The organism is Chryseobacterium gossypii (assembly GCF_041361455.1).
GTDB lineage: Bacteria > Bacteroidota > Bacteroidia > Flavobacteriales > Weeksellaceae > Chryseobacterium > Chryseobacterium gossypii.
On record NZ_JBGCUR010000009.1, the window covers coordinates 38,583 to 61,668 of the forward strand.

General features: G+C 39.8%; 16 protein-coding genes. 11 read left to right on the top strand and 5 right to left on the bottom strand.

Annotated elements, in window-relative coordinates; all coding sequences use genetic code 11:
• Nucleotides 1-539 precede the first annotated feature (539 nt).
• Together ABMQ40_RS07125 and ABMQ40_RS07130 are read left to right on the top strand one after the other, a co-directional pair.
• Nucleotides 540-2,948, top strand: a complete 2,409-nt coding sequence (locus ABMQ40_RS07125; RefSeq protein WP_370897991.1) for a reprolysin-like metallopeptidase — start codon at nt 540-542, stop codon at nt 2,946-2,948.
• Between the two features lie 278 nt (nt 2,949-3,226).
• Nucleotides 3,227-4,120: an SMP-30/gluconolactonase/LRE family protein gene (locus ABMQ40_RS07130; RefSeq protein WP_370897993.1), complete on the top strand. Its 894-nt coding sequence runs from the start codon at nt 3,227-3,229 to the stop codon at nt 4,118-4,120.
• Between the two features lie 50 nt (nt 4,121-4,170).
• On the opposite strand, the gene ABMQ40_RS07135 is transcribed toward ABMQ40_RS07130, so the two are convergent.
• On the bottom strand, nt 4,171-4,980 hold the full coding sequence (locus tag ABMQ40_RS07135; RefSeq protein ID WP_370897995.1) for a PhzF family phenazine biosynthesis protein: 810 nt from the start codon (nt 4,978-4,980) through the stop codon (nt 4,171-4,173).
• 137 nt (nt 4,981-5,117) lie between these two features.
• Nucleotides 5,118-6,425, bottom strand: coding sequence for a DEAD/DEAH box helicase (locus ABMQ40_RS07140; protein WP_370897997.1), 1,308 nt, complete (start codon nt 6,423-6,425; stop codon nt 5,118-5,120).
• 296 nt (nt 6,426-6,721) lie between these two features.
• Here ABMQ40_RS07140 and rpsA point away from each other — a divergent pair, with 296 nt between their 5' ends.
• The 3 genes from rpsA to ABMQ40_RS07155 all read left to right on the top strand — a co-directional run bounded on the left by rpsA (nt 6,722) and on the right by ABMQ40_RS07155 (nt 12,411).
• Entirely contained in the window at nt 6,722-8,506 is a 1,785-nt protein-coding gene (gene rpsA / locus ABMQ40_RS07145; protein WP_370897999.1) for a 30S ribosomal protein S1, read from the top strand.
• Between the two features lie 192 nt (nt 8,507-8,698).
• Nucleotides 8,699-11,302: a T9SS-dependent M36 family metallopeptidase gene (locus ABMQ40_RS07150; protein ID WP_370898001.1), complete on the top strand. Its 2,604-nt coding sequence runs from the start codon at nt 8,699-8,701 to the stop codon at nt 11,300-11,302.
• A 128-nt stretch (nt 11,303-11,430) separates the two neighbouring features.
• Nucleotides 11,431-12,411, top strand: coding sequence for an EamA family transporter (locus tag ABMQ40_RS07155; protein WP_370898003.1), 981 nt, complete (start codon nt 11,431-11,433; stop codon nt 12,409-12,411).
• 71 nt (nt 12,412-12,482) lie between these two features.
• Here the strand turns inward: ABMQ40_RS07155 and ABMQ40_RS07160 are convergent, their stop codons facing one another.
• On the bottom strand, nt 12,483-14,717 hold the full coding sequence (locus tag ABMQ40_RS07160) for a reprolysin-like metallopeptidase (RefSeq protein ID WP_370898005.1): 2,235 nt from the start codon (nt 14,715-14,717) through the stop codon (nt 12,483-12,485).
• Nucleotides 14,718-15,095: 378 nt separating this feature from the next.
• On the opposite strand from ABMQ40_RS07160, the gene ABMQ40_RS07165 reads away from it, so the two are divergent.
• Nucleotides 15,096-16,091 (top strand): alpha/beta fold hydrolase, encoded by a 996-nt coding sequence (locus ABMQ40_RS07165; RefSeq protein WP_370898007.1) that lies wholly within the window; start codon nt 15,096-15,098, stop codon nt 16,089-16,091.
• Between the two features lie 101 nt (nt 16,092-16,192).
• Here ABMQ40_RS07165 and rplS read toward each other — a convergent pair whose 3' ends face one another.
• Nucleotides 16,193-16,546 carry a 50S ribosomal protein L19 gene (rplS, locus tag ABMQ40_RS07170; protein ID WP_370898009.1) on the bottom strand — a complete coding sequence of 118 codons (354 nt, stop codon included), beginning with the start codon at nt 16,544-16,546 and terminating at the stop codon, nt 16,193-16,195.
• Between the two features lie 233 nt (nt 16,547-16,779).
• Nucleotides 16,780-17,271 carry a DoxX family protein gene (locus ABMQ40_RS07175; protein WP_370898011.1) on the bottom strand — a complete coding sequence of 164 codons (492 nt, stop codon included), beginning with the start codon at nt 17,269-17,271 and terminating at the stop codon, nt 16,780-16,782.
• A gap of 146 nt (nt 17,272-17,417) precedes the next feature.
• Between ABMQ40_RS07175 and ABMQ40_RS07180 the strand changes: the two genes are divergently transcribed.
• From ABMQ40_RS07180 to ABMQ40_RS07200, 5 genes are all read left to right on the top strand, one after another.
• On the top strand, nt 17,418-18,119 hold the full coding sequence (locus ABMQ40_RS07180; protein ID WP_370898013.1) for a CoA transferase subunit A: 702 nt from the start codon (nt 17,418-17,420) through the stop codon (nt 18,117-18,119).
• Between the two features lie 78 nt (nt 18,120-18,197).
• A complete protein-coding gene (locus ABMQ40_RS07185) occupies nt 18,198-18,851 on the top strand; it encodes a CoA transferase subunit B (protein WP_370898015.1) in 654 nt (217 codons plus the stop codon).
• Nucleotides 18,852-19,072: 221 nt separating this feature from the next.
• Complete coding sequence (locus ABMQ40_RS07190) at nt 19,073-21,325, top strand: beta-N-acetylhexosaminidase (RefSeq protein ID WP_370898017.1); 2,253 nt, start codon at nt 19,073-19,075, stop codon at nt 21,323-21,325.
• Between the two features lie 35 nt (nt 21,326-21,360).
• Nucleotides 21,361-22,356, top strand: a complete 996-nt coding sequence (locus ABMQ40_RS07195) for an isoaspartyl peptidase/L-asparaginase family protein (protein WP_370898019.1) — start codon at nt 21,361-21,363, stop codon at nt 22,354-22,356.
• An 8-nt stretch (nt 22,357-22,364) separates the two neighbouring features.
• Nucleotides 22,365-23,027: a copper homeostasis protein CutC gene (locus ABMQ40_RS07200; RefSeq protein ID WP_370898021.1), complete on the top strand. Its 663-nt coding sequence runs from the start codon at nt 22,365-22,367 to the stop codon at nt 23,025-23,027.
• Nucleotides 23,028-23,086: the final 59 nt, after the last annotated feature.

The window sequence follows — 23,086 nt, forward strand, 5'->3', positions numbered from 1 at the left end:
ATGCTTAACGGCCTGATGAAACGATGTCAAAGAATATGTGATCAGCATCAATTCTTCAAAAGAAGAGTACAACAGTAAATTAGTGATCAAATAATGTTAATTTATTTTTTATAGATTAAAAGGATCGGTGCAGGTCGGTCCTTTTTTGATCTGTGAAAAATACCCCTCTTGTTTAAGCACCCGGAACTTGTCCTGTACTTATTCTTAATATTTTTCTGAATTAGTTGTGTTTAATGTAATAATTTAATCATTTTTAGTTTATTAGTTTATTTTTTTTAATTTAATATAATTTATTTGCTATTTTTTTAGTTATATTTTATTAAAATACATTGTTTTATTGGTAATACGATAATTTTTATTAATTTGGCGGAACTAAATAATGCATCTATGAAATATTTTATTTTTATTCTGTTGATCCCTCTTTTGGGATTTTCACAATGGACAAGAACTGAGCTAAAGACTCAGAAAGTCAAAAAAGTACAGGAAAAACTGAAGTTTTCAGGTCTTTACTCCTTGGATAGGTTTGGGAATTTTCTAATATGGCTCCTGAACTTCAGGCGAAATATCCTGATATAAAATCCTATGTGGGAACAGGAGTAGAAGATCCTTCGGCTCATCTGAGATTCAGCATATCACCGGTTGGGTTTTCTTCCATGATCACCCGTTCGGGAAAATCAGAGTTTATTGAACCTTATACTGAAGACAGAACAGTATACGCTGTTTTCGATTCCAGCGCGAGGAAAAGCCAGGATAAAGAGCCTTTTGAATGTGGTACGATTGATGATCTGCAGAAGAATCCTGTTGGAAAAAAGAACAATGCTGCGAATAAAAAAACTGCTGGATTTAATGTTTTTAGACTGGCGCTATCCTGTACAGGAGAGTATGCACAATATCATTTAACTGCTGCCGGAACACCTGCTACAGCTACTGTTGCTGAGAAAAAAGCGGTAATTCTGGCTGCAATGAATGCAACCCTTACCAGATTGAACAGTGTTTTTGAAAAAGACCTGTCACTTCATTTTAACCTGATTGCCAACAATGATGCGATTATATTTTTGGACCCGGCATCGGACCCGTATTCAGACGGAGGACCGATTGAGGCGCATGACGGTATCTCCGCAGTAATTCCAGCCGACGATTATGATATGGGACATTTGTTGGATAAAGAAGGAGCCAACGGATCAGCATGGTTGATGTGTATCTGTGTTGACGATAGTAAGGCCGGAGGTTGGACTGCTCATAACCTTCCTGAAGGAGATACTTTTGATATTGATTACGTAGCTCATGAAATGGGGCATCAGCTGGGTGCAGGCCATACCTATACCTATAGGCTTAGTCAGTCAGACCAGACCGTAGAGCCAGGAAGCGGCAGTACAATAATGGGATATACAGGAATAACCTTTAATTCCGATATCCAGTTTAATTCCAACGATTATTACCATACCAACAGCATTACGCAGATTAAGGATAATCTGGAGAGTGTAACCTGTGGTGTTAATACTCCTTTTTCAAGTCCTGCACCGAATATTAGCGCAGGGGCTGACTATATTATTCCTAAATCAACACCCTTTGTGCTAACCGCGTCTACTGCAAATACCGGTACCGCAGCTTATACTTATACATGGGAACAGACAGACCAGGCTGAAATTGATCAGATAGGATACGGCAATATTTCAGAAGCCTATCCTACAAAGCTGAAAGGTCCTACCTTCAGGTCTTTTACTCCGGTAAGTTCTTTGGTAAGATACTTTCCGGAATTTAATAAAGTATTGGCAGGCGTGTTATCAACACGTTGGGAAAGCGTTTCCAGTATAGCGAGAGACCTTAATTTTGCCGTTACAGTAAGAGATAATAATCCTATCCAACCACAAGTGTCAAAAGATGAAATGAAAGTAACCGTGAATGCGGGAGCAGGGCCTTTTCAGGTAACAGCTCCAACATTCGGACAATCATTCAGCTCAGGAGGAACAGCAAATATAACCTGGGATGTAGCCAATACCAACCAGGCACCGATCAATACAGCTAATGTCAATATCAAATTATCTACAGACGGTGGTCAGACCTTTACTACGATTGCAGCCAATACACCAAACGATGGCAATGAGCAAATTATGATCCCTGCAGGATATACTTCTGCGAATGCGTTTATTATGATAGAATCGGTGGGTAATATCTATTATGCAGTGAGTCCCAGCTTTGTAATTGACTATTCCGTTACCGGGGAAAACTGTACAACATATACGTATAGTGGCCCTTCTGTTGCTATTACTGATGGCCCCGGAGGAACGGGAATTTCTTCACCAAAAATTTCAGTTCCTCTAATGGTCAATAACCCAGGAATTATCACTAAGATTAAAATAACACCTTCTGTTACCCACACTAATATTAGAGATCTGGCGCTGGGTATAGAAAGCCCGATAGGGTTGTCTGCACTTTTCTGGAACCGTAAGTGTAATTCCTATTCAGGCATTACCGCATCGTTCAGTGATACGGGAAATGCGGTTGCCTGTGCCTCTCCGGTTCAGGGAGAGACCAAATCCGATGAATCTTTGGCCATATTTAAAGGACACCCTGCTCAGGGAGAATGGAAGCTTTTCGCTTCAGATAACTATAACGGAAACACGGGAAGTATCAGCTCCTGGTCCCTTGAAGTATGTACCAGAGAAACCCAGAATTTAGGAACCAATGAAGATTCCTCACCGCTAGGAAATGATATAAAGATCTATCCTAATCCTACTGATGGTAACTTCTTTATTAAATCAAGAAATTTAAAAGGAGAAATTAAGGTAAACATGTTTGATTCCAGTGGAAGGCTGATCTATTCTTCCGCTTATCAGGGCGAAGGAGACAATACCAAAGAATTTAATGTAAATGCGCCTAAAGGAGTGTATATCATCAGCATCAATTCTTCAAAAGGAGTGTACAACAGCAAATTGGTAATAAAATAATAGATTATTCACCGATATAGAAGGACTGGCAGCGCCAGTCCTTTTTGTTTATGATTTATGTTGATTTTTTATTACATTTTTCTGTAATCGACTGTTGGGAATATTTTAATGCAGGTTTTGTTGAATCTTCCATATTATTTTTATTACGAACTTCTTCGCTTCTGTTGCTTACAGTAAGGAGAACATTCTGTAGGGAAAGCAATAATGTATCAGTTTGAGAAAATAATGTTTGATTCTGACGGCGTATGTCGTAAATTGTAAGCCCTAAAAAATGTGGTATGAAAAATATCTTCAAAACAGGCCTGTTTGGTTTGGTTTTAGTATTGCTAAACTGTAGATCAGTAAATTATAGTAATATGTTTTATGATGATGTAAAGCCGGAAAAGATTTCCGATCAGTTCAGTTTTACGGAAGGGCCCTCTGCCGATGAAGATGGTAATGTCTACTTTACAGATCAGCCTAATGATAAAATTTATTATTGGGACTGGAAAACAAATGCTATTGTTGAGTTTCTTGATAAAACAGGAAGGGCGAACGGAACGCATTTCGATAAGGATGGCAATCTTATTACATGTTCTGATGATAAAGGTGAGATCTGGAAAATATCAAAAGATAAAAAGGTTGAGGTCCTGGTCAGAGGCTATGAAGGAAAAAGGTTTAACGGGCCTAATGATGTCTGGAACGATTCCTACGGAGGAATGTATTTCACGGATCCCTTATATGAAAGAGATTACTGGGAGGATTTTAAACAGGAAATCCCGCATAAAAGCCTTTATTACAGAGATAAGAATGGAAAGACCATTAAGATAGAAACGTTTACCCAGCCTAACGGAGTAGTGGGAAGCGAGAAGTTCAAAAAGCTGTACGTTTCGGATATTGATGCGGGAAAAACATATGTATATGATATTCTAGGAGAAGGAAAGCTGTCTGAAAAAAAACTTTTCTGCGAAATGGGTTCGGACGGGATGACTATGGATAAGCATGGCAACCTGTATCTGACAGGAGAGGGGGTACATGTTTTCAACCGCGATGGCAAGAAGATCTACCACATCCCGATCCCTGAAGACTGGACGTCTAATGTAACCTTCGGAGGAAAAAATCATGATATATTGTTCATTACGGCTTCAAAATCCGTTTACACCCTGCCTACAAAGGTGAAGGGAACAAAATAATATAATTACATCAATAAACTGTAAAAGCCACAATTTTGTGGCTTTTACAGTTAGTTTATATTGATCTCACCGGTTAAGAATATTACCGCATGGCTTCTTATAACCGTTTTGTCATCCCTTAATTCCACTTCCATGCTGCCTGTACGGTCAGAGCATTGGAAGGCTTTAAGCTTCTTTTTATTGAGCTTTAAAGACCAGTATTTGCACAGAAAGCTTTGGACTCCTCCTGTCACCGGATCCTCATCTGAGCCGGACCATGGCCAGAAATAACGGTATTCAAAATCATAATCTTCCCTTTCAGATCGGGCTGTTATCAAAACCCCGTTGATTGAGGTTTTAATATTTTTCAGGGTATTAAAGTCCGGTTTTAAATTTTGCAGTTCTTTACTGCTTTCTATCTCTGCCATGATGATATTGTGGTCTTCATTGTATCTGCAATTAATGATCTTTTCGATTCCGATGGCCTTTTTTATCTCATCGGAAATTGAAGACTCCCGGGTATCATGCACAGGAAACAGCATTTCGATATGTTGTTCGGACTGGCTCAGCTCAAGGCGGACTCCGAACCGGGTCAGAAAGCTTATTTCATCCAATTCCGGGTATTCCATAAACAGAACTCTGGCTGATGCTATCGTAGCGTGCCCGCACAAAGGGATTTCCATTACCGGAGAAAAATATCGTATAGAAAAGAGGGTCTGCTCTTCCCGGATCACAAATGCCGTTTCTGAAAACCCGAATTCTTTGGCAATGAGGATCATATTTTCTTCACTGATGGGTTCTTTTAGGATACAGACGGCAGCAGGATTTCCCTTGTATAATTCATTGGTGAAGGCATCAACAATAAATGTTTTAATGTTCATGGTGATTGATTAAATTCAAAGATGAGGCAGTCAAAGTACAAAAAAAGTCCGGTTTTCCTTTTTGAGTTCTGATAGAAGTTGTTTATGCCTTCATTTAATGAATCTTATGACCGTCTGTAAGCTGAGAATCAGGACCGTTAATAAGCGATCTCCATTTTTACCTTTTTGTTTTTCAGCTTTTCATGGCTCAGTTTTTTGAGAACAGCATTTACCTTATTCCTTGAGACCGCGACGTAGGCGGTGGTATCCTTCACTTCAATCAGGCCAATATCTTCCTTTTGCAGCTCTCCTTTTTTGATCAGGTATCCTACAATATCCACCTTGTTTACCTTGTCTTTTTTTCCGGCACTGATGTAGATGGTCTGAAATGGTGTTTTTTCAGGAACTTTATCATGTCCTGCAACACTTTCTTCCGGGATATTGCTTTTGATGAAAGGGAAGCTTTCGTCTTCAGTCATGATCAGATAGGCAAAGCCTTTGGCATTCATCCTTGCCGTACGTCCGTTTCTATGGATAAAAGCATCTTCTTTCGGTGGCAACTGATAATGAATAATAGATTCCACTTCCGGAATATCCAGTCCGCGGGAAGCCAGGTCGGTTGTAATTAAAATCCGGGTAGAGTCGTTTCTGAATTTTAATAAGGCGCGTTCCCTCTCATCCTGTTCCATTCCGCCATGGAATGTCTCACAATCTATGTCTTTTTCCCGTAAAAGCTCAGAAATACGGTCAACGGCATCCCGGTGGTTGCAGAAGATCAATGTTCTTTTATTACCTGTTTTACACACCAGATGAAAAAGGGTGTCCAGTTTTTCTTCCGGAATGGTCATTACTTTTCTGAGTTGAATATCTGGTTTTACCTCATTTAACTTTAAGAAATCAATAACTTTTTCATTTTTTAATCCGGTGAATGCCGGAATCTCATCCATGGCCGTTGCGGAGGTCAGGATACGTTGTGAAAGGTTGCTTAAAGAACGGATGATAAACTCCATATCATCGTGAAAACCAAGTTCCAGAGCTTTGTCGAACTCATCCAGAACTAAGGTCGTAATGCTTTCAGGATTGAAGTTGTTATTTTTCAAATGATAAGCAATTCTTCCGGGAGTCCCGATCAATACAGCAGGAGCTTCATTGAAATTGTTGATCTCAATTTTTTTATCATGCCCTCCATAGCAAACGGAGACCTTAAAATCTGTTCCCATAGACTTAAAAACCTGCTTGATCTGCAGGGCCAGTTCTCTGGCCGGAACCAAAATGAGAGCCTGGATTCCGGATATGTTCTTTTTGAGATTTCTGAGTACGGGAAACAAAAAGGCAAGAGTTTTTCCCGAGCCTGTAGGAGACAGGAGAACAACATCATGGTGGTTTTCTGTAGCCCGATAGGCAGATTTCTGCATTTGATTCATCTCATGAATCTGCAGCTTTTTGTAGAAAGATTCAGGTTCCATTGTACAAAGGTAGTGATTTGGCGGGAGCCGGATTATAAGTTATGAATTATGAATTATGAGGATGGATTCAGGTTGATTGCTTTTACGGTTTTTTAATAGGCTTGACCATCAGTTCTTTATGATGGTATTTTGGTAGGGATTGATATTGTTTATGTAAAATAAAATCCGTATCTTTGCAGCCACTTTTTGTGGTAAAGGTTTGAAAAAGTAAAATATTAATTATTAATTACTTCCGTATTTTTTAATCCACATTCATTCAGACCGTTGAAAAAGAAGGAATACAAATTTTTTAGAATATGTCAAAAGAGACAAATTCAGCAGAATTATTATTAAATCAAAACGTAGCACCTGAACAATTTGACTGGGATTCATTTGAATCTGGTCTTGATGCTGATGCTAGAAAAGAAAAAAGCGACTTGGAGGAAATCTACAACGGATCTCTTAACAATCTGGACGATAACGACGTTCTTATTGGTAAAGTTGTAAGATTGACAGACAAAGAAGCTATTGTTGACATCAATTTCAAATCTGAGGGTGTTATTTCTCTTAACGAATTCCGTTACAACCAAGGTCTTAAGGTAGGTGATGAAGTAGAAGTAATGGTTGACAAAAGAGAAGACAAAACCGGACAGTTACAATTATCCCACAAAAAAGCAAGAACGCTTAAAGCATGGGATAAAGTAAACGAACTTCACGAAACAGGTGAAATCGTAAACGGTTTTGTAAAATCCAGAACTAAAGGAGGTATGATCGTTGACGTTCACGGAATCGAAGCATTCTTACCTGGTTCTCAAATTGACGTTAAACCAATCAAAGATTACGATCAGTTTGTAGGTAAAACTATGGAATTCAAAGTGGTGAAAATCAATCCTGAATTCAAAAACGTAGTAGTATCTCACAAAGCGTTAATCGAAGCAGATATCGAAGGTCAGAAAAAAGAAATCATTTCTCAATTGGAGAAAGGACAGGTTCTTGAAGGTACCGTTAAGAATATTACTTCTTATGGTGTGTTTATCGACTTAGGAGGTGTAGACGGATTGATCCACATCACAGATCTTTCATGGTCAAGAGTGAACCACCCGTCTGAGATCCTTGAGGATGGACAAACCGTAAAAGTGGTTATCCTTGATTTCGATGATGAGAAAACAAGAATCCAGTTAGGTATGAAGCAATTGGAGCCACATCCATGGGATGCTCTTTCTGCCGATCTTAAAGTAGGAGACAGAGTGAAAGGAAAAGTAGTGGTTCTTGCTGACTATGGTGCATTTGTAGAAATTGCTCCGGGAGTAGAAGGATTAATTCACGTTTCTGAAATGTCCTGGTCTACTCACTTAAGATCTGCCGGTGATTTCGTGAAGGTAGGGGATGAAGTGGAAGCAGAAGTATTAACCTTAGACAGAGACGAAAGAAAAATTTCTCTTGGTATCAAACAATTAACCAAAGATCCATGGGAAAATATCGAAGCCAAATACCCTGTAGGATCCAAGCATGTAGGAACTGTAAGAAACTTCACTAACTTTGGTGTATTCGTAGAGCTTGAAGAAGGTATCGACGGATTGATCTACATCTCTGATCTTTCATGGACTAAGAAAATCAAGCACCCGTCTGAATTCTGTGCAGTAGGGGATAAACTGGATGTTATTGTTCTTGAATTGGATATCCAGGCCAGAAGATTATCTTTAGGTCACAAGCAGTTGACAGAGAATCCTTGGGATACTTTTGAAACAAAATATGCTGAAGGAACCATCCATACCGGTAAAGCAGTAGAAGTTCATGATAAAGGAGCTTCTGTACAGTTTGAGGATGCTGAGGTAGAAGCTTTCTGCCCTTCAAGATTATTAGAGAAGGAAGACGGATCTAAAATCAAAAAAGGAGAAGAAGCTGAATTCAAAGTAATCGAATTCAACAAAGAGTTCAAAAGAGTAGTAGTTTCTCATACAGGTATCTTCAGAGATGAAGAGAAGAAAAATGCCAAAGAAGCTTCTAAGAATATCACATCTTCTTCAAACGAAGAAAGATCAACTCTTGGAGATATCGATGCATTAGCTGAATTGAAAAGAAAAATGGAAGAAGGTAAATAACCTTAATTCATTGACCATATTGAGCCACTCTGTAAAAGAGTGGCTTTTTTATTTGTTAGGAAGTTCTTATCAGATAAAGGACTTTAAATAATGAAAGAAAAATATTAATACGTTTATATTCTTATATTTTTTTTAAAACAAAATATTTTCCGATTGTTAAATATTTGTAAATTAGCGCCTTTATTAGTAAATATGAAAAAGAAAGTTTTACCACTTTTATTGGCTGCATTTGCCGTACTTCCATCTGTTTTGTTTTCGCAAAATAACGAAAGGCTTATTAAAGATTATATCTCTCAGAACAAGATCAGGGAATATAAAAAATCAGATCTTACAGATTTTATTATTGATAATATTGATAACTCCAAATCCCTGAACGGAAGCGTTGTAAAAATCCAGCAGCTATACAACGGGCTGCCTGTACACAGCTCAGTAGGGACGGTACTTATTAAAGATAATAAGGTCGCTTACTACACAGATAATTTTGTAAAGGATTACAGGACATCTGTATCAAGCACTGCCGTTTTAAGCAGAGAAGAAGCTTTACGTAAAATTGCGGCTGATCTCGGGAACGAAAAAGTATCGGCCCTGCCCATCATAAAGTTTTTTGAAAACAGTGCGGATAAGATGCAGGCTGCTAAGGAAAGACTGGTCTATACCACAGATAAAAACAATAACCTTAAGCTTGCCTACGAATATCTTCTGCATGAGCCAAAAACCACAAATCACTGGGATATCTTAGTGGATGCTCATACAGGGGAGATCCTGGATAGGGCCAATCTGAACCTGTCATGCCGTTTCAACGAAGATGCTTATTCCCATGATGAGCAGCATTCAATGGTTGCATTCCCCTTGGAAAAAGAGTTCTATCAGGAGCACAGCAATATGAGCAACTATGTCGCTTGGGTTCCGGATAATGCATCCTATAATATCTTTCCTTTACCTGTCGAATCCCCGACTTTCGGAGCCAGAGCCGTAGTGACTAATCCGTGGATGTTGACCTCCTCACCGGAAGGATGGCATTCTGACGGGGTAAACCATTATACCATCACAAGAGGGAATAATGTATATGCCTATGACGATAAGGATGATGATGAAAATACCTTTGGCACCTCACCGGACGGCGGAGCTTCCAGAAATTTTGATTTTCCTTATAATCCTTTAGCTTTGCCATATACCAATTTAGCGGCTGCCACCACAAACTTATTCTATATTACCAATAAAGTCCATGATATTTTTTACAAATTCGGATTTACAGAGTCTGCCAGGAATTTCCAGAAAAATAATTTTGGTAACGGAGGCTTAGATGATGATGACGTTTTTGCCCAGTCACAAGATGGAGGAGGCTATAATAATGCTAATTTCGCCAGTTATCCGGATAATTATAACGGTCTGATGCAAATGTACCTTTGGATGGGATCAAACCGTAAACTCTTTTACAATACCCCGTCTGATGCAGTTCCAAGGGTCGTAAACGGAGGTTTGGCACAGTTTGGAGCTCCGTTGAATGACATAGGGATAACAGGAGATATTAAGGCAGCCAGCGTTGCAGATGGATGTGCTGCTCTGCCTGCGGGAGAGCTGGCCGGGAAAATAGGGCTGATCCAAAGAGGAACATGCAGTTTCTCTGTGAAGGTGAAAAACGCACAAAATGCCGGGGCGGTAGCTGCCGTGATCTACAATGATCCTGCAAACGGATCTACTTTGATCAATATGGGTGGCGTAGACAATACCATTACGATACCGTCCATATTGATTACCAATGCAGAGGGTGAGTACATTAAAACCAAACTGACAGCCAACATACCAGTGAATGTTGATTTAAGGATAGACGCCAGATATGACGGCAGCTTTGATAACGGTATTGTCACTCACGAGTACGGACATGGCATTTCAAACAGGCTCACAGGCTCCGGATACAACTGCCTGAACTCTTCCAATGATAAAGAACAGATGGGAGAAGGATGGTCAGACTTTTTTGCTTTAATGCTTACAAATAAGCCGGGAGACAACGCATCAGTACCCAGAGGAATGGGAACATATGTGATCGGTCAGTCTATAACGGGAGGAGGAATAAGACCTGCCAAATATTCTCCTAATTTCACCATCAACAGCTATACATATGGAGATACAAACGGTATGGAATATAACAACGGTTCAGGAATTGTTCCGGATGTACATTCCATCGGGTTTGTCTGGGCTACGATGCTGTGGGATCTGCATTGGGAATATGTTGCCAAATATGGATATTCTTCTGATGTAACGGCGAACACTACCAATGGCAGCTCAAGAGTCTTGCAGCTGGTGACAGATGCCCTGAAGCTTCAGGCCTGTAACCCTACATTCATTGACGGAAGAAATGCCATATTAGCTGCTGATCTGGCCACTACGGGAGGCGCCGATAAATGTATGATCTGGGGGGCTTTTGCAAAAAGAGGATTGGGAGTTAATGCTTCTGCCGGGTCCAAAACCAATATTAACGACCAGGTAGAAGACTTTACGGTTCCGGGAGAATGCTTATTAGCAACGGATGAAGTGAAGGATATCAGGAACAATACCATTTCTATCTATCCGAATCCTGCTAAAAATGAATTCTTTATCAGCTTCCCGGGCAATACACTAGGAAAAGTAAGTGTTGAAATTTATGATATGTCAGGAAAGCTGGTTTCTTCCGAAGATAAAATTTCTCCGGATGCCAGAAAATCGATTTCTACGGATAAACTGATCAATGGAACTTATATGGTAAAGGTAAAAGGGCTTAACATTGAAGCAGTTTCTAAGGTAATCATTAAAAAGTAAGATGTAATCATAATAATCTGAACCATAACAGGAACGGCCCGGGCGAAGCCCGGGCCGTTCCTTATCATAGCAATATCATCGTGACCAATAAAATTATAAATGATATCTTTGATGGTTGTTAAAAACTTATGAAGAAGAAAAATATACTAAAAGGGGTTTTGTTTGTAGGAATAGGGGCCAGTATATATGGTATGCTCGCAACTTTTGTAAAGATGGCCTATCAGGATGGGTACACCACTTCCGAAGTCACTACTTCACAGTTTCTGTTGGGATTGATAGGGCTTCTGATCATTAATGTTATCCATACGAAGACTGCAAAGCAACCATTGCCTTCCCCGGGATTCCGGGAGGTTAGGATGCTGCTAATGGCAGGAACTTCATTGGGGGGTACAAGCTTGTTTTATTATCTGGCGGTTCAGTATATCAATGTATCGGTAGCTATCGTGCTGCTTATGCAATCTGTCTGGTTCAGTGTTGTTGTGGAAAGTTTTCTGACTAAAAAGCTCCCGGGTATAAGGAAAATTTTTGCCACTGTTATTGTTCTTGCAGGAACCGTGCTGGCAACAAACCTTATCAATACTGATGTACAGTTAGACTGGCATGGAGTGTTCTGGGGATTGATGGCTGCAGCTTCATATACATTAACGATGTTCACATCCAATACCATTGCAACACACCTGCCGGTTTTCAGAAAGAGTCTCGTGATGCTTGCAGGCGGTTCAATAGTGGTGTTTGCATTTTTATTTTTCGCACAGATCGGTCCATTATATTCTCACGGGCTAAGGTTGGTTTATCTTGCTTTTACAGAAAATACCACTCATATCCACTCATTTAATTACTCTATATTTTGGAAATATGGCTTCATTCTGGCATTATTCGGAACGATTATTCCGCCGGTACTGTTCAATATAGGTTTTCCGAATGCAGGATTAGGGCTTGGAAGCATAGTTTCTTCCCTTGAACTACCGGTTTCTGTAACGATGGCTTACCTGTTGCTGGGAGAAAGAGTGCTTTTGATCCAGTGGGTGGGAATTGCTTTGATTCTTTTGGCCATAGTTCTGATGAATCTGCCGAGGACAAAAGGCTTAAAACATACAGAACGGTCTTGATCATGATAAATCGAAAGGCTGTTTTACAACTTGTAAAACAGCCTTTCGTCAATTACCTTATTTTATATTCTTTATTGTTTGATCCATTTTATTGTTTGATCTATATTTTTAGCTTTAATCCTAATTAAATAATCTCCTTTGATTAAATGAGCCAAATTAAAAGTACCTACTTTATCAGAGGTTACTTTATTGTTTAACTTGCTAAACACTAATTTCCCGCTTGCATCATATACCCAGATATCATATACTTCATTTAAGCTGGTAAATTTAATATTCAGAATCCCTTTACCCGGGTTAGGATATATTGCAAATGCCTCTTTGTTTCCGGCTATTTCATTAACACTCAATGCTTCCTCAGTAATAGTGAAGTTAACAGGATTGATATTATAAAAAACATTTCCTTCTCCTGCAACCATGATTCTGGCTTTTGTAGTGCTTATATTGGGAACTGTAATAGTCTGAGAACCATCATTAGGAGTAGAAGCTAAAATTGTATATGGATAAGTAAGACCTCCATCTGTTGAAAGGAGAATGCTTACATTGGCGCAGTTTACAGGGGCAACATTTGTATTCGCTACGTCCCAGGTTATAGTCTGAGTAGTATTACCTGCCCAGTTTACTGCCAGGGAAGGTGAAGTCACAGTGAATGGTCCTGAGTTACCATCTACCGTAATTGTTGCATCATCATTTGCAACACCTCCACAACCTGCATTATTATCCCTTACAGTCAGTCTGAATTCCATGGTTCTTGCGTATGATGGCAAAACTTCCCCTTTAGTGACCGTATTATTGATAACATCTGTAATTTTCGGAAAATATCTGTATGGAACAGTTTCCGGCATAAATGAACGGAATAGAGGGGCGTTTCCGGATGGTGCATTCCAGTTTCCGGCCGGCCCTGTATCGTTTTGTTCCCAACAATAGGTTAGAGCATTGTTTTCAGCATCTGTTGCAGAACCTGTCAGCTTAAACGGAGTGCTTTTAGGTATGGTATAATTATTTCCTGCATCTACAGTAGGAGCTGTATTGGAAATGGACATTGTTACCTGGCATGTCCTTGACTGAACTGTTTCCGTAATAGACTGAAATGATTTGGTATGGAAAATAGGAATACTATTAGCAGCCAAATCATTTAAACTGCCACAAATGCCTGCGTAAGCCATAATTGTTATCCCGCTGCCAGGCTCTACGGCATTGAGAGCACTACGATTGCCATTACAGTTTCCTGTTGTCGCATTAAAAGTATGAGGGCCTCCGAACTGATGTCCTATTTCATGGCTGACAAAATCAATGTCATAAGGATCACCAACAGGGTTAGGTGAGCCGGTAATTCCTTTTGCCTTAGTATTATTATCGCATAGACATCCTAGGTTAGCCAATCCACCGCCGCCAGTACTGAAAGTATGGCCTATGTCATAATTAGCTGCCCCTATTCTGGTATTAATCTGGGTTTGGCTTTCTCCAATTAATGTAAATGAATCATCATTTCCATTAAAAGGATCTGTAGCAGGATTTGTAAAGATAATACTTGTCTCATTGGCAATTAATATCAGTCTTGAGGCTACTTCCTGCTCATATACTCCATTCACCCTGTTTACGGATGTTACAATAGCTGACAAGGTCTGAGCTACAGTAGGGGAAGATAATCCTGTTGCAGCTTGTGCATATTCGCCCGTACAGGCTACAGCGAGCCGGAAAATCCTAATTTGATTTCCTACGCTTGGAGTAACGGTTTTTTGAACGCTTTTTTTTTCAGACTGAGAATCATCGTCCTTAGTAGCACAAGAACTTGGATTTTTGTTAATTAGATCACTTTTCCTGTAAATAACATAATTATTAATATCCCCCTTTGCATAAGGGTCGATATATATATCCCCTGTTGCTACAGATTTTATTTGGGCGTGAAATCCTAATTCTGTAAAATCAAGTTTTATGGTAGCATATCTGTCATCAATACCCTGTCCTGTAAAAGTAACCAGCTGAGGATACTGATGAGCCAGTTCCGGGGCCATTACGGAAGACTTCCATATTCTGAATTTTGTTTTAGTTCCATCCGGCATAGGTAAAATAATGACCGGAGCATTACCTTTAAAATCCTGATCCTTCAGTTCCGGAACTGAATTAAAATAACCTTTGATTCCGGTCACATCCAGTTTATAAGTAAGAAACTTTTCCGGCTGTACCGTTCTGTTTTTAGGTTCGGCTTTAAGAGACCTTTCACTGATCACGGTGAAAAAATCCTGGGCCCTTCCTGAAGAAATGGATAAAATGAATATCCCAAGATAAAGTAAAAATTTGATTTTCATATTTTGTAATTTAATAGGTGTATTTTTGAAAAGTAAATATCAAATATATAGGAATTAGTGTTTGTAAGCAATATAAAAGTGTATTATAAGTATATAATTAATAGAATATTAGCTTTTAATAAAATGATATCATTAATGTTGGCTGTTATGGTGTAAAATATTAATCAGTGTTAAATGCTATACTTTATATTTATACATTATTGTCCTGATAAGCAATAATTCAATCATTAATTTGATGCCTTATCTCTAATAATTTGAATCTTATTTAATTTATTTTTAACCCCGATTGTATGCCGTATATCCTTTTAAGTTTAAACAGATAATAAACATTATTTTGAAATGTTTTTGTTAATTTTAAACATTCCTAAATAAAATATCATGAAGTATTTCAAAAATGCTGTTGCCCTATTGATGCTGTCCGTTGCTTCCGGCTCTGTTTTCTCGCAGATAAAACCCTTAGATGCAATGCTTTCGGATTACCGGTATCCTTTTGAGGTTCATTTCATCAATTTTAGATCCCAGAAAAATGATCTGAAAATGGCTTATATGGATGTAAAGCCACCAGCTTCCAACGGAAAAGCAGTGATGCTCCTTCACGGAAAGAATTTTAATGGCGTATATTGGGAGAGAACTGCTAAAGACTTAGCTGCCAAAGGTTTTAGAGTTATAATTCCGGATCAGATAGGATTCGGAAAATCATCCAAACCCCAAAGTTATCAGTTCTCATTCTCACAACTGGCAGAAAATACAAAAGCCATTCTGGATGAGCTGAAAATAAATAAGGTTATAGTGCTCGGCCATTCGATGGGAGGGATGGTAGCCACAAGATTTACTCTACAGTACCCGGATCTGGTGGAAAAGCTGATCCTTGAAAATCCTATCGGGCTTGAAGATTATAAAACTTTCGCAGCCTATCAGGATATTGACAGCGCTTACCAGGCCGAGCTGAAAAATACAGCTGAGACCTATAAAAATTATCAAATGAAATTTTATTATGATAATAAGTGGAAAGAGGAATATCAGCCATGGCTGGATCTAATTGCCGGCTGGACGTTACATCCTGACTACCCGAAAGTAGCCTGGGATGCAGCGTTGACGTCAGATATGATCTATAATCAGCCGGTATGTTATGAATTTAGAAATATTAAGGCGCCTACTTTGCTGATTATTGGGACCAGAGACAGGACGGCGATAGGGAAAGACAGGGCTCCGAAAGAGCTTCAGCCTAAAATGGGACAGTATCAGGAGTTGGGTAAACGAACACAGAAAGAGATCCCCGGATCAAAGCTGATTGAGCTTGAAAATGTAGGGCACCTTCCTCATATTGAGGTTTATGAGCAATTCTGGAATGCTTTATATGATTTTATCAGATAATCTGGTCTGGTTTTGTATGGCATGATGCCGATGAATAAAAATAAAAAAGGGGCTGTTTATTATAAGCAGTCCCTTTTTTGTATTTATTGTTGTCTGAATTTTTATTTTTTAAAAGCAGCGTCTTTGATTCTGGCTTTTTTACCTCTAAGATCTCTGAAGTAGTAAATTCTTGATCTTCTAACTTTACCTCTTCTGTCAACTTCAATTTTCTGAAGTGCAGGCATGTTAATAGGAAATACTCTTTCTACCCCTACATCACCGCTCATTTTTCTGATAGTGAAGGTTTTTGTAGATCCTGTACCTCTCAATTGAATAACTGTTCCTTTGAAGAACTGGGTTCTTGTTTTTTGTCCTTCCTTAATTTCGTAATACACGGTAATAGTGTCACCTGCCTTGAATTCAGGGAAATCTTTTTTTGCAATGTACTTATCCTGTACGTACTTTAATAAATCCATTATTAATAAAATAAAAGGTTAAAGCTAAGCAACTTACACGATTTTCGTCAGAGGTTGAATAACAGGTTGCAAATGTACGAAATAGTTTTTGAATATTCCAAACAATTATCGGGTAAAAATAACATTTAAATCATGTTAATAATTGATCCCGAAAGGTGCTATTTATGCATACAGGGAAATTATTACATTGAAGCTGATTATTCAGAGATGCGGATTAAAGAGGGGAGTTTCCCTTATCTGTAAGGATTTATCTTTTTTTGTCTGAACCTGTCAATACCAAAAGCTTTATAGCCATAAAGCGCAAATAATCCCAGTAACATTATATACAATACCTGCGGAAGAAAAAAGAAATAGGTAAGCCATGAGAAATTATCCATTGGCCGGGCAGCTGCCTTAGGATCAATAGGCATCAGCTCTGAAGGAATGCTATGAATATCTTTTGTGATCAGGGCTACAAGCATCACTACAATCAGTGCGAAAGAGCTTAGTCTGGTAAACAATCCCAAAAGTAAAAATAATCCCCAGACCGCTTCATTGAAGGCTACGAAATTGGCCATTAATTCAGGATGAGAGAAGCCGAGGTCTGTCATTGTTTTAAGCATATATCCTTGAAAAACAGGATGAAATAATTTGTTATATCCGGTGAGGAAGAAAAATAATCCGATGCTTATCCTGCAGAGTACATAGAATACGTTTCCGGCTTTGTCTAAACTTTCTTTTTTCATTTGTTAACGATAATAATTGTATGAGGGAACTTAATATAACTATAAATTAATGAGGATAAAGATAAGTTAAAAACTTAAAAAAAATACCGGATACCGCAGGTACCGGAAAAATTATTAAATTTAGCCAACAGAAAATCTAATATTTCATGATAGATAAAAGAGTAAAAAATGCGAAGGAAGCCATTGAAGGAATCAAAGACGGAATGACTTTGATGTTGGGTGGTTTCGGCCTTTGTGGTATTCCTGAAAACTCAATTAATGCTTTAGTGGAGAGTGATGTGAAAGACTTAACATGCATTTCAAACAATGCAGGAGTTGATGATTTCGGATTAGGGTTGCTGCTTCAGAAAAGGCAGATAAAGAAAATGATTTCCTCCTATGTAGGAGAGAATGCTGAATTTGAAAGACAAATGCTTTCCGGAGAACTGGAGGTGGAGCTTACTCCTCAGGGAACCCTCGCGGAAAAATGCAGAGCTGCCCAAGCCGGTATCCCCGCTTTTTATACCCCCGCAGGCTACGGAACTGAAGTAGCGGAAGGAAAGGAAGTAAAAGATTTCAACGGGAAGCCCCATATTTTGGAATATGCCTATAAAGCGGATTTCTCTATCGTAAAAGCTTGGAAGGGAGATCATGCAGGAAACCTGATCTTTAAAGGATCAGCAAGAAATTTCAATCACCCGATGGCAGGAGCGGCAAAAATTACCATTGCCGAAGTAGAAGAATTAGTAGAGCCCGGAGAATTAGATCCTAATCAGATTCATATTCCAGGGATTATGGTTCAGAGAATTTTCCAGGGCGAGAAATTTGAAAAAAGAATTGAACAAAGAACGGTTAGAAAAAAAGATTAGACTGGGGTGATATCACGGCGTGGTATCATCATTATACTACCATATTACCTCATTACCGCAACATTATCACATTAAATTATGTTATCAAAAGAAGATATAGCAAAACGTATTTCCAAAGAAGTTAAAGATGGATATTACGTAAACCTGGGAATAGGAATTCCCACTCTTGTCGCCAATTATGTTCCGGACAATATATCCGTGGAGTTTCAGAGTGAAAACGGAGTCCTGGGCATGGGGCCTTTCCCGTATGAAGGTGAAGAAGATGCAGACATCATCAATGCAGGAAAACAAACTATTACAATCTTACCAGGCGGTTCATTTTTTGATTCGGCATTCAGCTTTGGAATGATCCGGGGTAAAAAAGTTGACCTGACGATTCTCGGAGCCATGGAGGTTTCGGAGAACGGTGATATTGCCAACTGGAAGATTCCGGGCAAAATGGTAAAAGGAATGGGAGGCGCTATGGATCTCGTAGCTTCCGCCGAAAACATTATCGTAGCCATGATGCACGTAAATAAAGCCGGGGAAAGCAAAATCCTGAAAAAATGTACCCTTCCCCTTACCGGTGTCAATTGCGTAAAAAGAGTGGTTACCGAACTTGCGGTTCTCGATGTCACACCGGCTGGCTTTAAACTCGTTGAAAGAGCGCCGGGAGTATCTGTGGAAGACATTATAAAAGCTACGGAAGCAGATCTGATTATCGAAGGAGAAATTCCCGAAATGCAATTTTAATTGCGAACAGAACCGTTGATAAATTAAAATACAATACCGCTAGCCTGTATCGGGAACTTTTAGTCAAATGAAGTTCCCGATATATTTTTCCTCATTAATTTGGAGAAGAGTTGAACTTTCAGTTTTTAATATTGATACCTAACCACAACCCCCGATCGTTCACTTCTATAAAAACTTTTTCGGAAAATAATTATATTCGCTTAAAACTTAATTAAACAAAAATGCTGCGTTTTTTATTGGTTCTTTCCATACTTATGTCAAACCTTTATTTCAGCCAATCCAGATTGAATTTAATTCCCTATCCCCAAAAAGTAAATTTCAGCCAGGGAGAATTTCAGATTCCCGGAACACTTGTATTAAGCGGTAATCTTCCTAAAGAAGAAACGGAATACTTTAAGGGCCGGCTGAAATCCCTGGAATTTCAGTATGAAAAAAAAGGAAAAAGACCCCATCTGATACGCTCAATGCTAAAATCGCCGGATGGCGGGCAGAATAAAGAAGCCTATGCAATAGAAGTTTTCCCCGGATATATTGAAATCAGAACCAATACAAACCAGGGATATTTTCTCGCGCTTCAGACCTTGATTCAGTTGTTTGAAGAACACGGGAAAGACAGAAAAATTCCTTGTCTGGTTATTGAAGACTACCCAGAATTTTCGTGGCGCGGAATGCATCTGGATGTTTGCCGGCATTTTTTCACTGTTGATGAAGTAAAGCAATACATAGATTATCTGGCCATGTACAAACTGAATACTTTTCACTGGCATTTAACGGACGACCAGGGCTGGAGAATCGAGATCAAGAAATACCCGAAACTGACGCAGATAGGCTCTAAAAGAAAAGAATCGATGATCGGGGCCTATGTAGATAATACTTTCGACGGAAAGCCGTACGGCCCGTATTTTTATACCCAGGAGCAGATCAGGGACGTGGTAAGCTATGCCCAGGTAAGACATATCACCATTGTTCCGGAAATTGAGATGCCGGGACATGCTCTCGCGGCGCTGTCAGCTTATCCGGAACTGGCCTGTACAAAGGGCCCTTTCGAGCCTGCTGCCCAATGGGGAGTCTTTGACGATGTCTTCTGTCCTAAGGAAGAGACCTTTACATTTCTGGAAAATGTGCTGGATGAGGTCATTCAGCTTTTTCCTTCACAATACATCCATATCGGGGGAGATGAATGCCTGAAGACAAGATGGAAAGAATGCCCTCACTGTCAGGAACTGATCAGAAAAAATAATCTGAAGGATGAACACGGCTTACAAAGCTATTTTATTCATAAAATTGAAAAATATGTCAACAGCAAAGGCAGAAAGATTATCGGTTGGGATGAAATTCTGGAAGGAGGGCTTGCCCCCAATGCTGCCGTAATGAGCTGGACGGGTATAAACGGTGGCATTGAAGCTGCAAAAGCAAAACACTTCGCTGTAATGACGCCGGGCTCATATTGTTATTTTGATCATTATCAGGGCGATCCCCAAACGGAACCGAATGCGTTCGGAGGCTACACTCCTTTAGATAAAGTGTATTCCTATAATCCCGTTCCGGCAGAGCTGAGCCGGGATGAAGCCAAATATATTCTGGGGGTTCAGGCTAATTTGTGGACGGAGTACATTCCTGATTTCAAGCAGGTGCAATACATGATCTTCCCGAGAATATTCGCCCTTTCAGAAGTCGCCTGGGGAACATCAGATCCCAAAAAATATAAAGAATTTGAAAACCGGGTGATCAATCAGTTTAAAATTCTGGATGACCTGCATATCAATTATGCAAAAAGCATTTATAATATCTCGGGAAAAGTGGTTGCTCAAAATAACGGGGTTGCCTATGAGCTATCAACTTCCCAGCACCCGGATGGAATAAGATACACCACGGACGGAACAGACCCTACGGTAAATTCAGAAACCTATCGGAATCCGGTTCAGGTTTCAGAGTCCATGACCATAAAATCAGCTTATTTTGAGGACGGAAAATTAAAGAGCGCGATCTCTTCACAGCAGATCACCGTTTCAAAAACAACCGGTAAAAATATAAGCCTGGAACAGCAGCCAAGTGAGAATTATTCTTTCGGAGGAGCCTTTACTTTGGTGGACGGTATTATCGGGAACCAGAAGCAGCTGGGAAAAACATGGCTGGGCTTCCAGGGAAAAGATGTTGTGGCAACCATTGATTTTGGACAAAAAACAGCCTTTTCCGAAGTATACTTCAATACCCTTGAAAATAAAGGGAGCTGGATCCACCTGGCAAAATCCGCACAGGTTTTTGTTTCCGAAAACAATAAAGACTTTAAGATAATCGGGGAAATAGGAAAAGATGAGATTCTGAACGCAAAAGGAAAGATCAGGCTGAATGTGGGAAAACAAAATTCAAGATACATCAGAATTAAAATAGAAAATGCAGGAATTATCCCTGCCGGGAATCCCGGTGCGGATTCCAAGGCATGGCTTTTTGTAGATGAAATAGGAGCTTTGTGATCTATTTTTAAAAAACTTTTAAACTTGACTGATAAATGAACTCAAGACGAAAATTTATAAAAAACACGGCGATAGCCTCTTCCGCGTTATTGCTCAATCCGTTAGACCTGATCGCCGGCCGGCTTCCTCAGGGTGATAATGGCGCTATCAATAAACCTATCGTTCTTTCCACCTGGAATTTTGGGCTAAAGGCCAACGAAGAAGCCTGGACGGTTTTAGGTAAGGGCGGAAAAGCTCTTGATGCCGTTGAAAAAGGAGTACGGCTGGTAGAGCTGGATCCCGGCGAAAGAAGCGTAGGCTATGGAGGACGCCCCGATAGAGATGGAAGAGTGACCCTGGATGCCTGTATTATGGATGAAAACTACAATATCGGTTCCGTTGCCTGTCTCGAATACATTAAAAACCCGATTTCGGTGGCCAGAGCTGTCATGGAAAAAACACCCCATGTAATGCTGGTAGGTGACGGTGCGCTTCAGTTTGCCCTTTCAGAAGGATTTAAAAAAGAAAACCTTTTGACCCCAGAATCTGAAAAAGAATGGAAAGAATGGCTGAAGACAAGCCGGTACAAGCCTGTTGTAAATATTGAAAATCACGATACCATCGGGATGATTGCCCTGGACGCTCAGGGTAATCTTTCCGGAGCATGTACCACCAGCGGGATGGCTTTCAAAATGCACGGAAGGGTAGGTGATTCGCCGATTATCGGTGCGGGATTATTTGTAGACAATGAAGTAGGGGCGGCAACCGCCACAGGCCACGGTGAAGAAGTGATCAGAACAGTAGGTACCCATCTCGTCGTTGAATTGATGAGGCAGGGAAGAAGTCCCGGACAGGCATGCAAAGAAGCTGTGGAAAGGATTGTGAAGATCACGCAGAGAAGGAATAAAAACCTGAAAGATATCCAGGTTGGCTTTATTGCTTTAAATAAAAAAGGAGAATACGGCTCATATTGTATCCAGGACGGGTTTAATTTTGCCGTTTATGATCAGAAAGGAAACAGATTGGAAAAACCGGATTTTGCATTAAAATAATCATTGAAATGTCAAAAATTGAAATAGCCTGCTTTAACCCCGAATCAGCCATTATTGCTTTTCAAAACGGGGCGGACCGTATCGAGCTGTGTGACGGGTTAAGTGAAGGAGGGACAACACCGGCATTTGAAACCGCAAAACAACTGAGACAACGCATCAATATACCCATATTTGCAATGATCCGCCCCCGTGGCGGTGATTTTACCTATTCCGATGCGGAATTTGAACAGATGAAGCTTGAGCTGATCCGGTTGAAATCCTTACATATTGACGGTTTTGTTTTCGGAATCCTGGATGAAAATGACGAAGTCAATATCCGGCAGAACACAACGCTGGTTGAGCTGGTAAAACCTTTACCATGTACATTTCACCGTGCCTTTGACAGGGCAAAGGATATGGAAGGCTCTTTGGAAAAAATCATTGAATGCGGCTTTAATACGATTCTTACCTCAGGCCAGAGACCAAATGTGGATGAAGGAAAAGAAAACCTTAAGAAACTGGTTGAGCTTGCTGCCGGAAGAATAGAGATTTTAGTAGGCGGAGGGCTCCGTTCAGGCAATATTCAGGAAATCCGGGAATATACAAAAGCTGCCTATTTCCATTCCTCCGCGATTACCGATGGAGGAAGTTTCCCCAGCGCGGAAGAGGTGATGGCCTTAAAGAATAAATAGACCCTTTTACAGCTGTATTTCCGGAATACGGATCGAATGCCTTATCATCCACGGAAAAT

Bases quoted from the DNA above. Each gene is read 5' to 3' on its own strand.
- ABMQ40_RS07125 (WP_370897991.1), top strand. From the start codon at position 540: ATGGCTCCTGAACTTCAGGCGAAATATCCTGATATAAAATCCTATGTG.
- ABMQ40_RS07130 (WP_370897993.1), top strand. From the start codon at position 3,227: ATGAAAAATATCTTCAAAACAGGCCTGTTTGGTTTGGTTTTAGTATTG.
- ABMQ40_RS07135 (WP_370897995.1), bottom strand. From the start codon at position 4,980: ATGAACATTAAAACATTTATTGTTGATGCCTTCACCAATGAATTATAC.
- ABMQ40_RS07140 (WP_370897997.1), bottom strand. From the start codon at position 6,425: ATGGAACCTGAATCTTTCTACAAAAAGCTGCAGATTCATGAGATGAAT.
- rpsA (WP_370897999.1), top strand. From the start codon at position 6,722: ATGTCAAAAGAGACAAATTCAGCAGAATTATTATTAAATCAAAACGTA.
- ABMQ40_RS07150 (WP_370898001.1), top strand. From the start codon at position 8,699: ATGAAAAAGAAAGTTTTACCACTTTTATTGGCTGCATTTGCCGTACTT.
- ABMQ40_RS07155 (WP_370898003.1), top strand. From the start codon at position 11,431: ATGAAGAAGAAAAATATACTAAAAGGGGTTTTGTTTGTAGGAATAGGG.
- ABMQ40_RS07160 (WP_370898005.1), bottom strand. From the start codon at position 14,717: ATGAAAATCAAATTTTTACTTTATCTTGGGATATTCATTTTATCCATT.
- ABMQ40_RS07165 (WP_370898007.1), top strand. From the start codon at position 15,096: ATGAAGTATTTCAAAAATGCTGTTGCCCTATTGATGCTGTCCGTTGCT.
- rplS (WP_370898009.1), bottom strand. From the start codon at position 16,546: ATGGATTTATTAAAGTACGTACAGGATAAGTACATTGCAAAAAAAGAT.
- ABMQ40_RS07175 (WP_370898011.1), bottom strand. From the start codon at position 17,271: ATGAAAAAAGAAAGTTTAGACAAAGCCGGAAACGTATTCTATGTACTC.
- ABMQ40_RS07180 (WP_370898013.1), top strand. From the start codon at position 17,418: ATGATAGATAAAAGAGTAAAAAATGCGAAGGAAGCCATTGAAGGAATC.
- ABMQ40_RS07185 (WP_370898015.1), top strand. From the start codon at position 18,198: ATGTTATCAAAAGAAGATATAGCAAAACGTATTTCCAAAGAAGTTAAA.
- ABMQ40_RS07190 (WP_370898017.1), top strand. From the start codon at position 19,073: ATGCTGCGTTTTTTATTGGTTCTTTCCATACTTATGTCAAACCTTTAT.
- ABMQ40_RS07195 (WP_370898019.1), top strand. From the start codon at position 21,361: ATGAACTCAAGACGAAAATTTATAAAAAACACGGCGATAGCCTCTTCC.
- ABMQ40_RS07200 (WP_370898021.1), top strand. From the start codon at position 22,365: ATGTCAAAAATTGAAATAGCCTGCTTTAACCCCGAATCAGCCATTATT.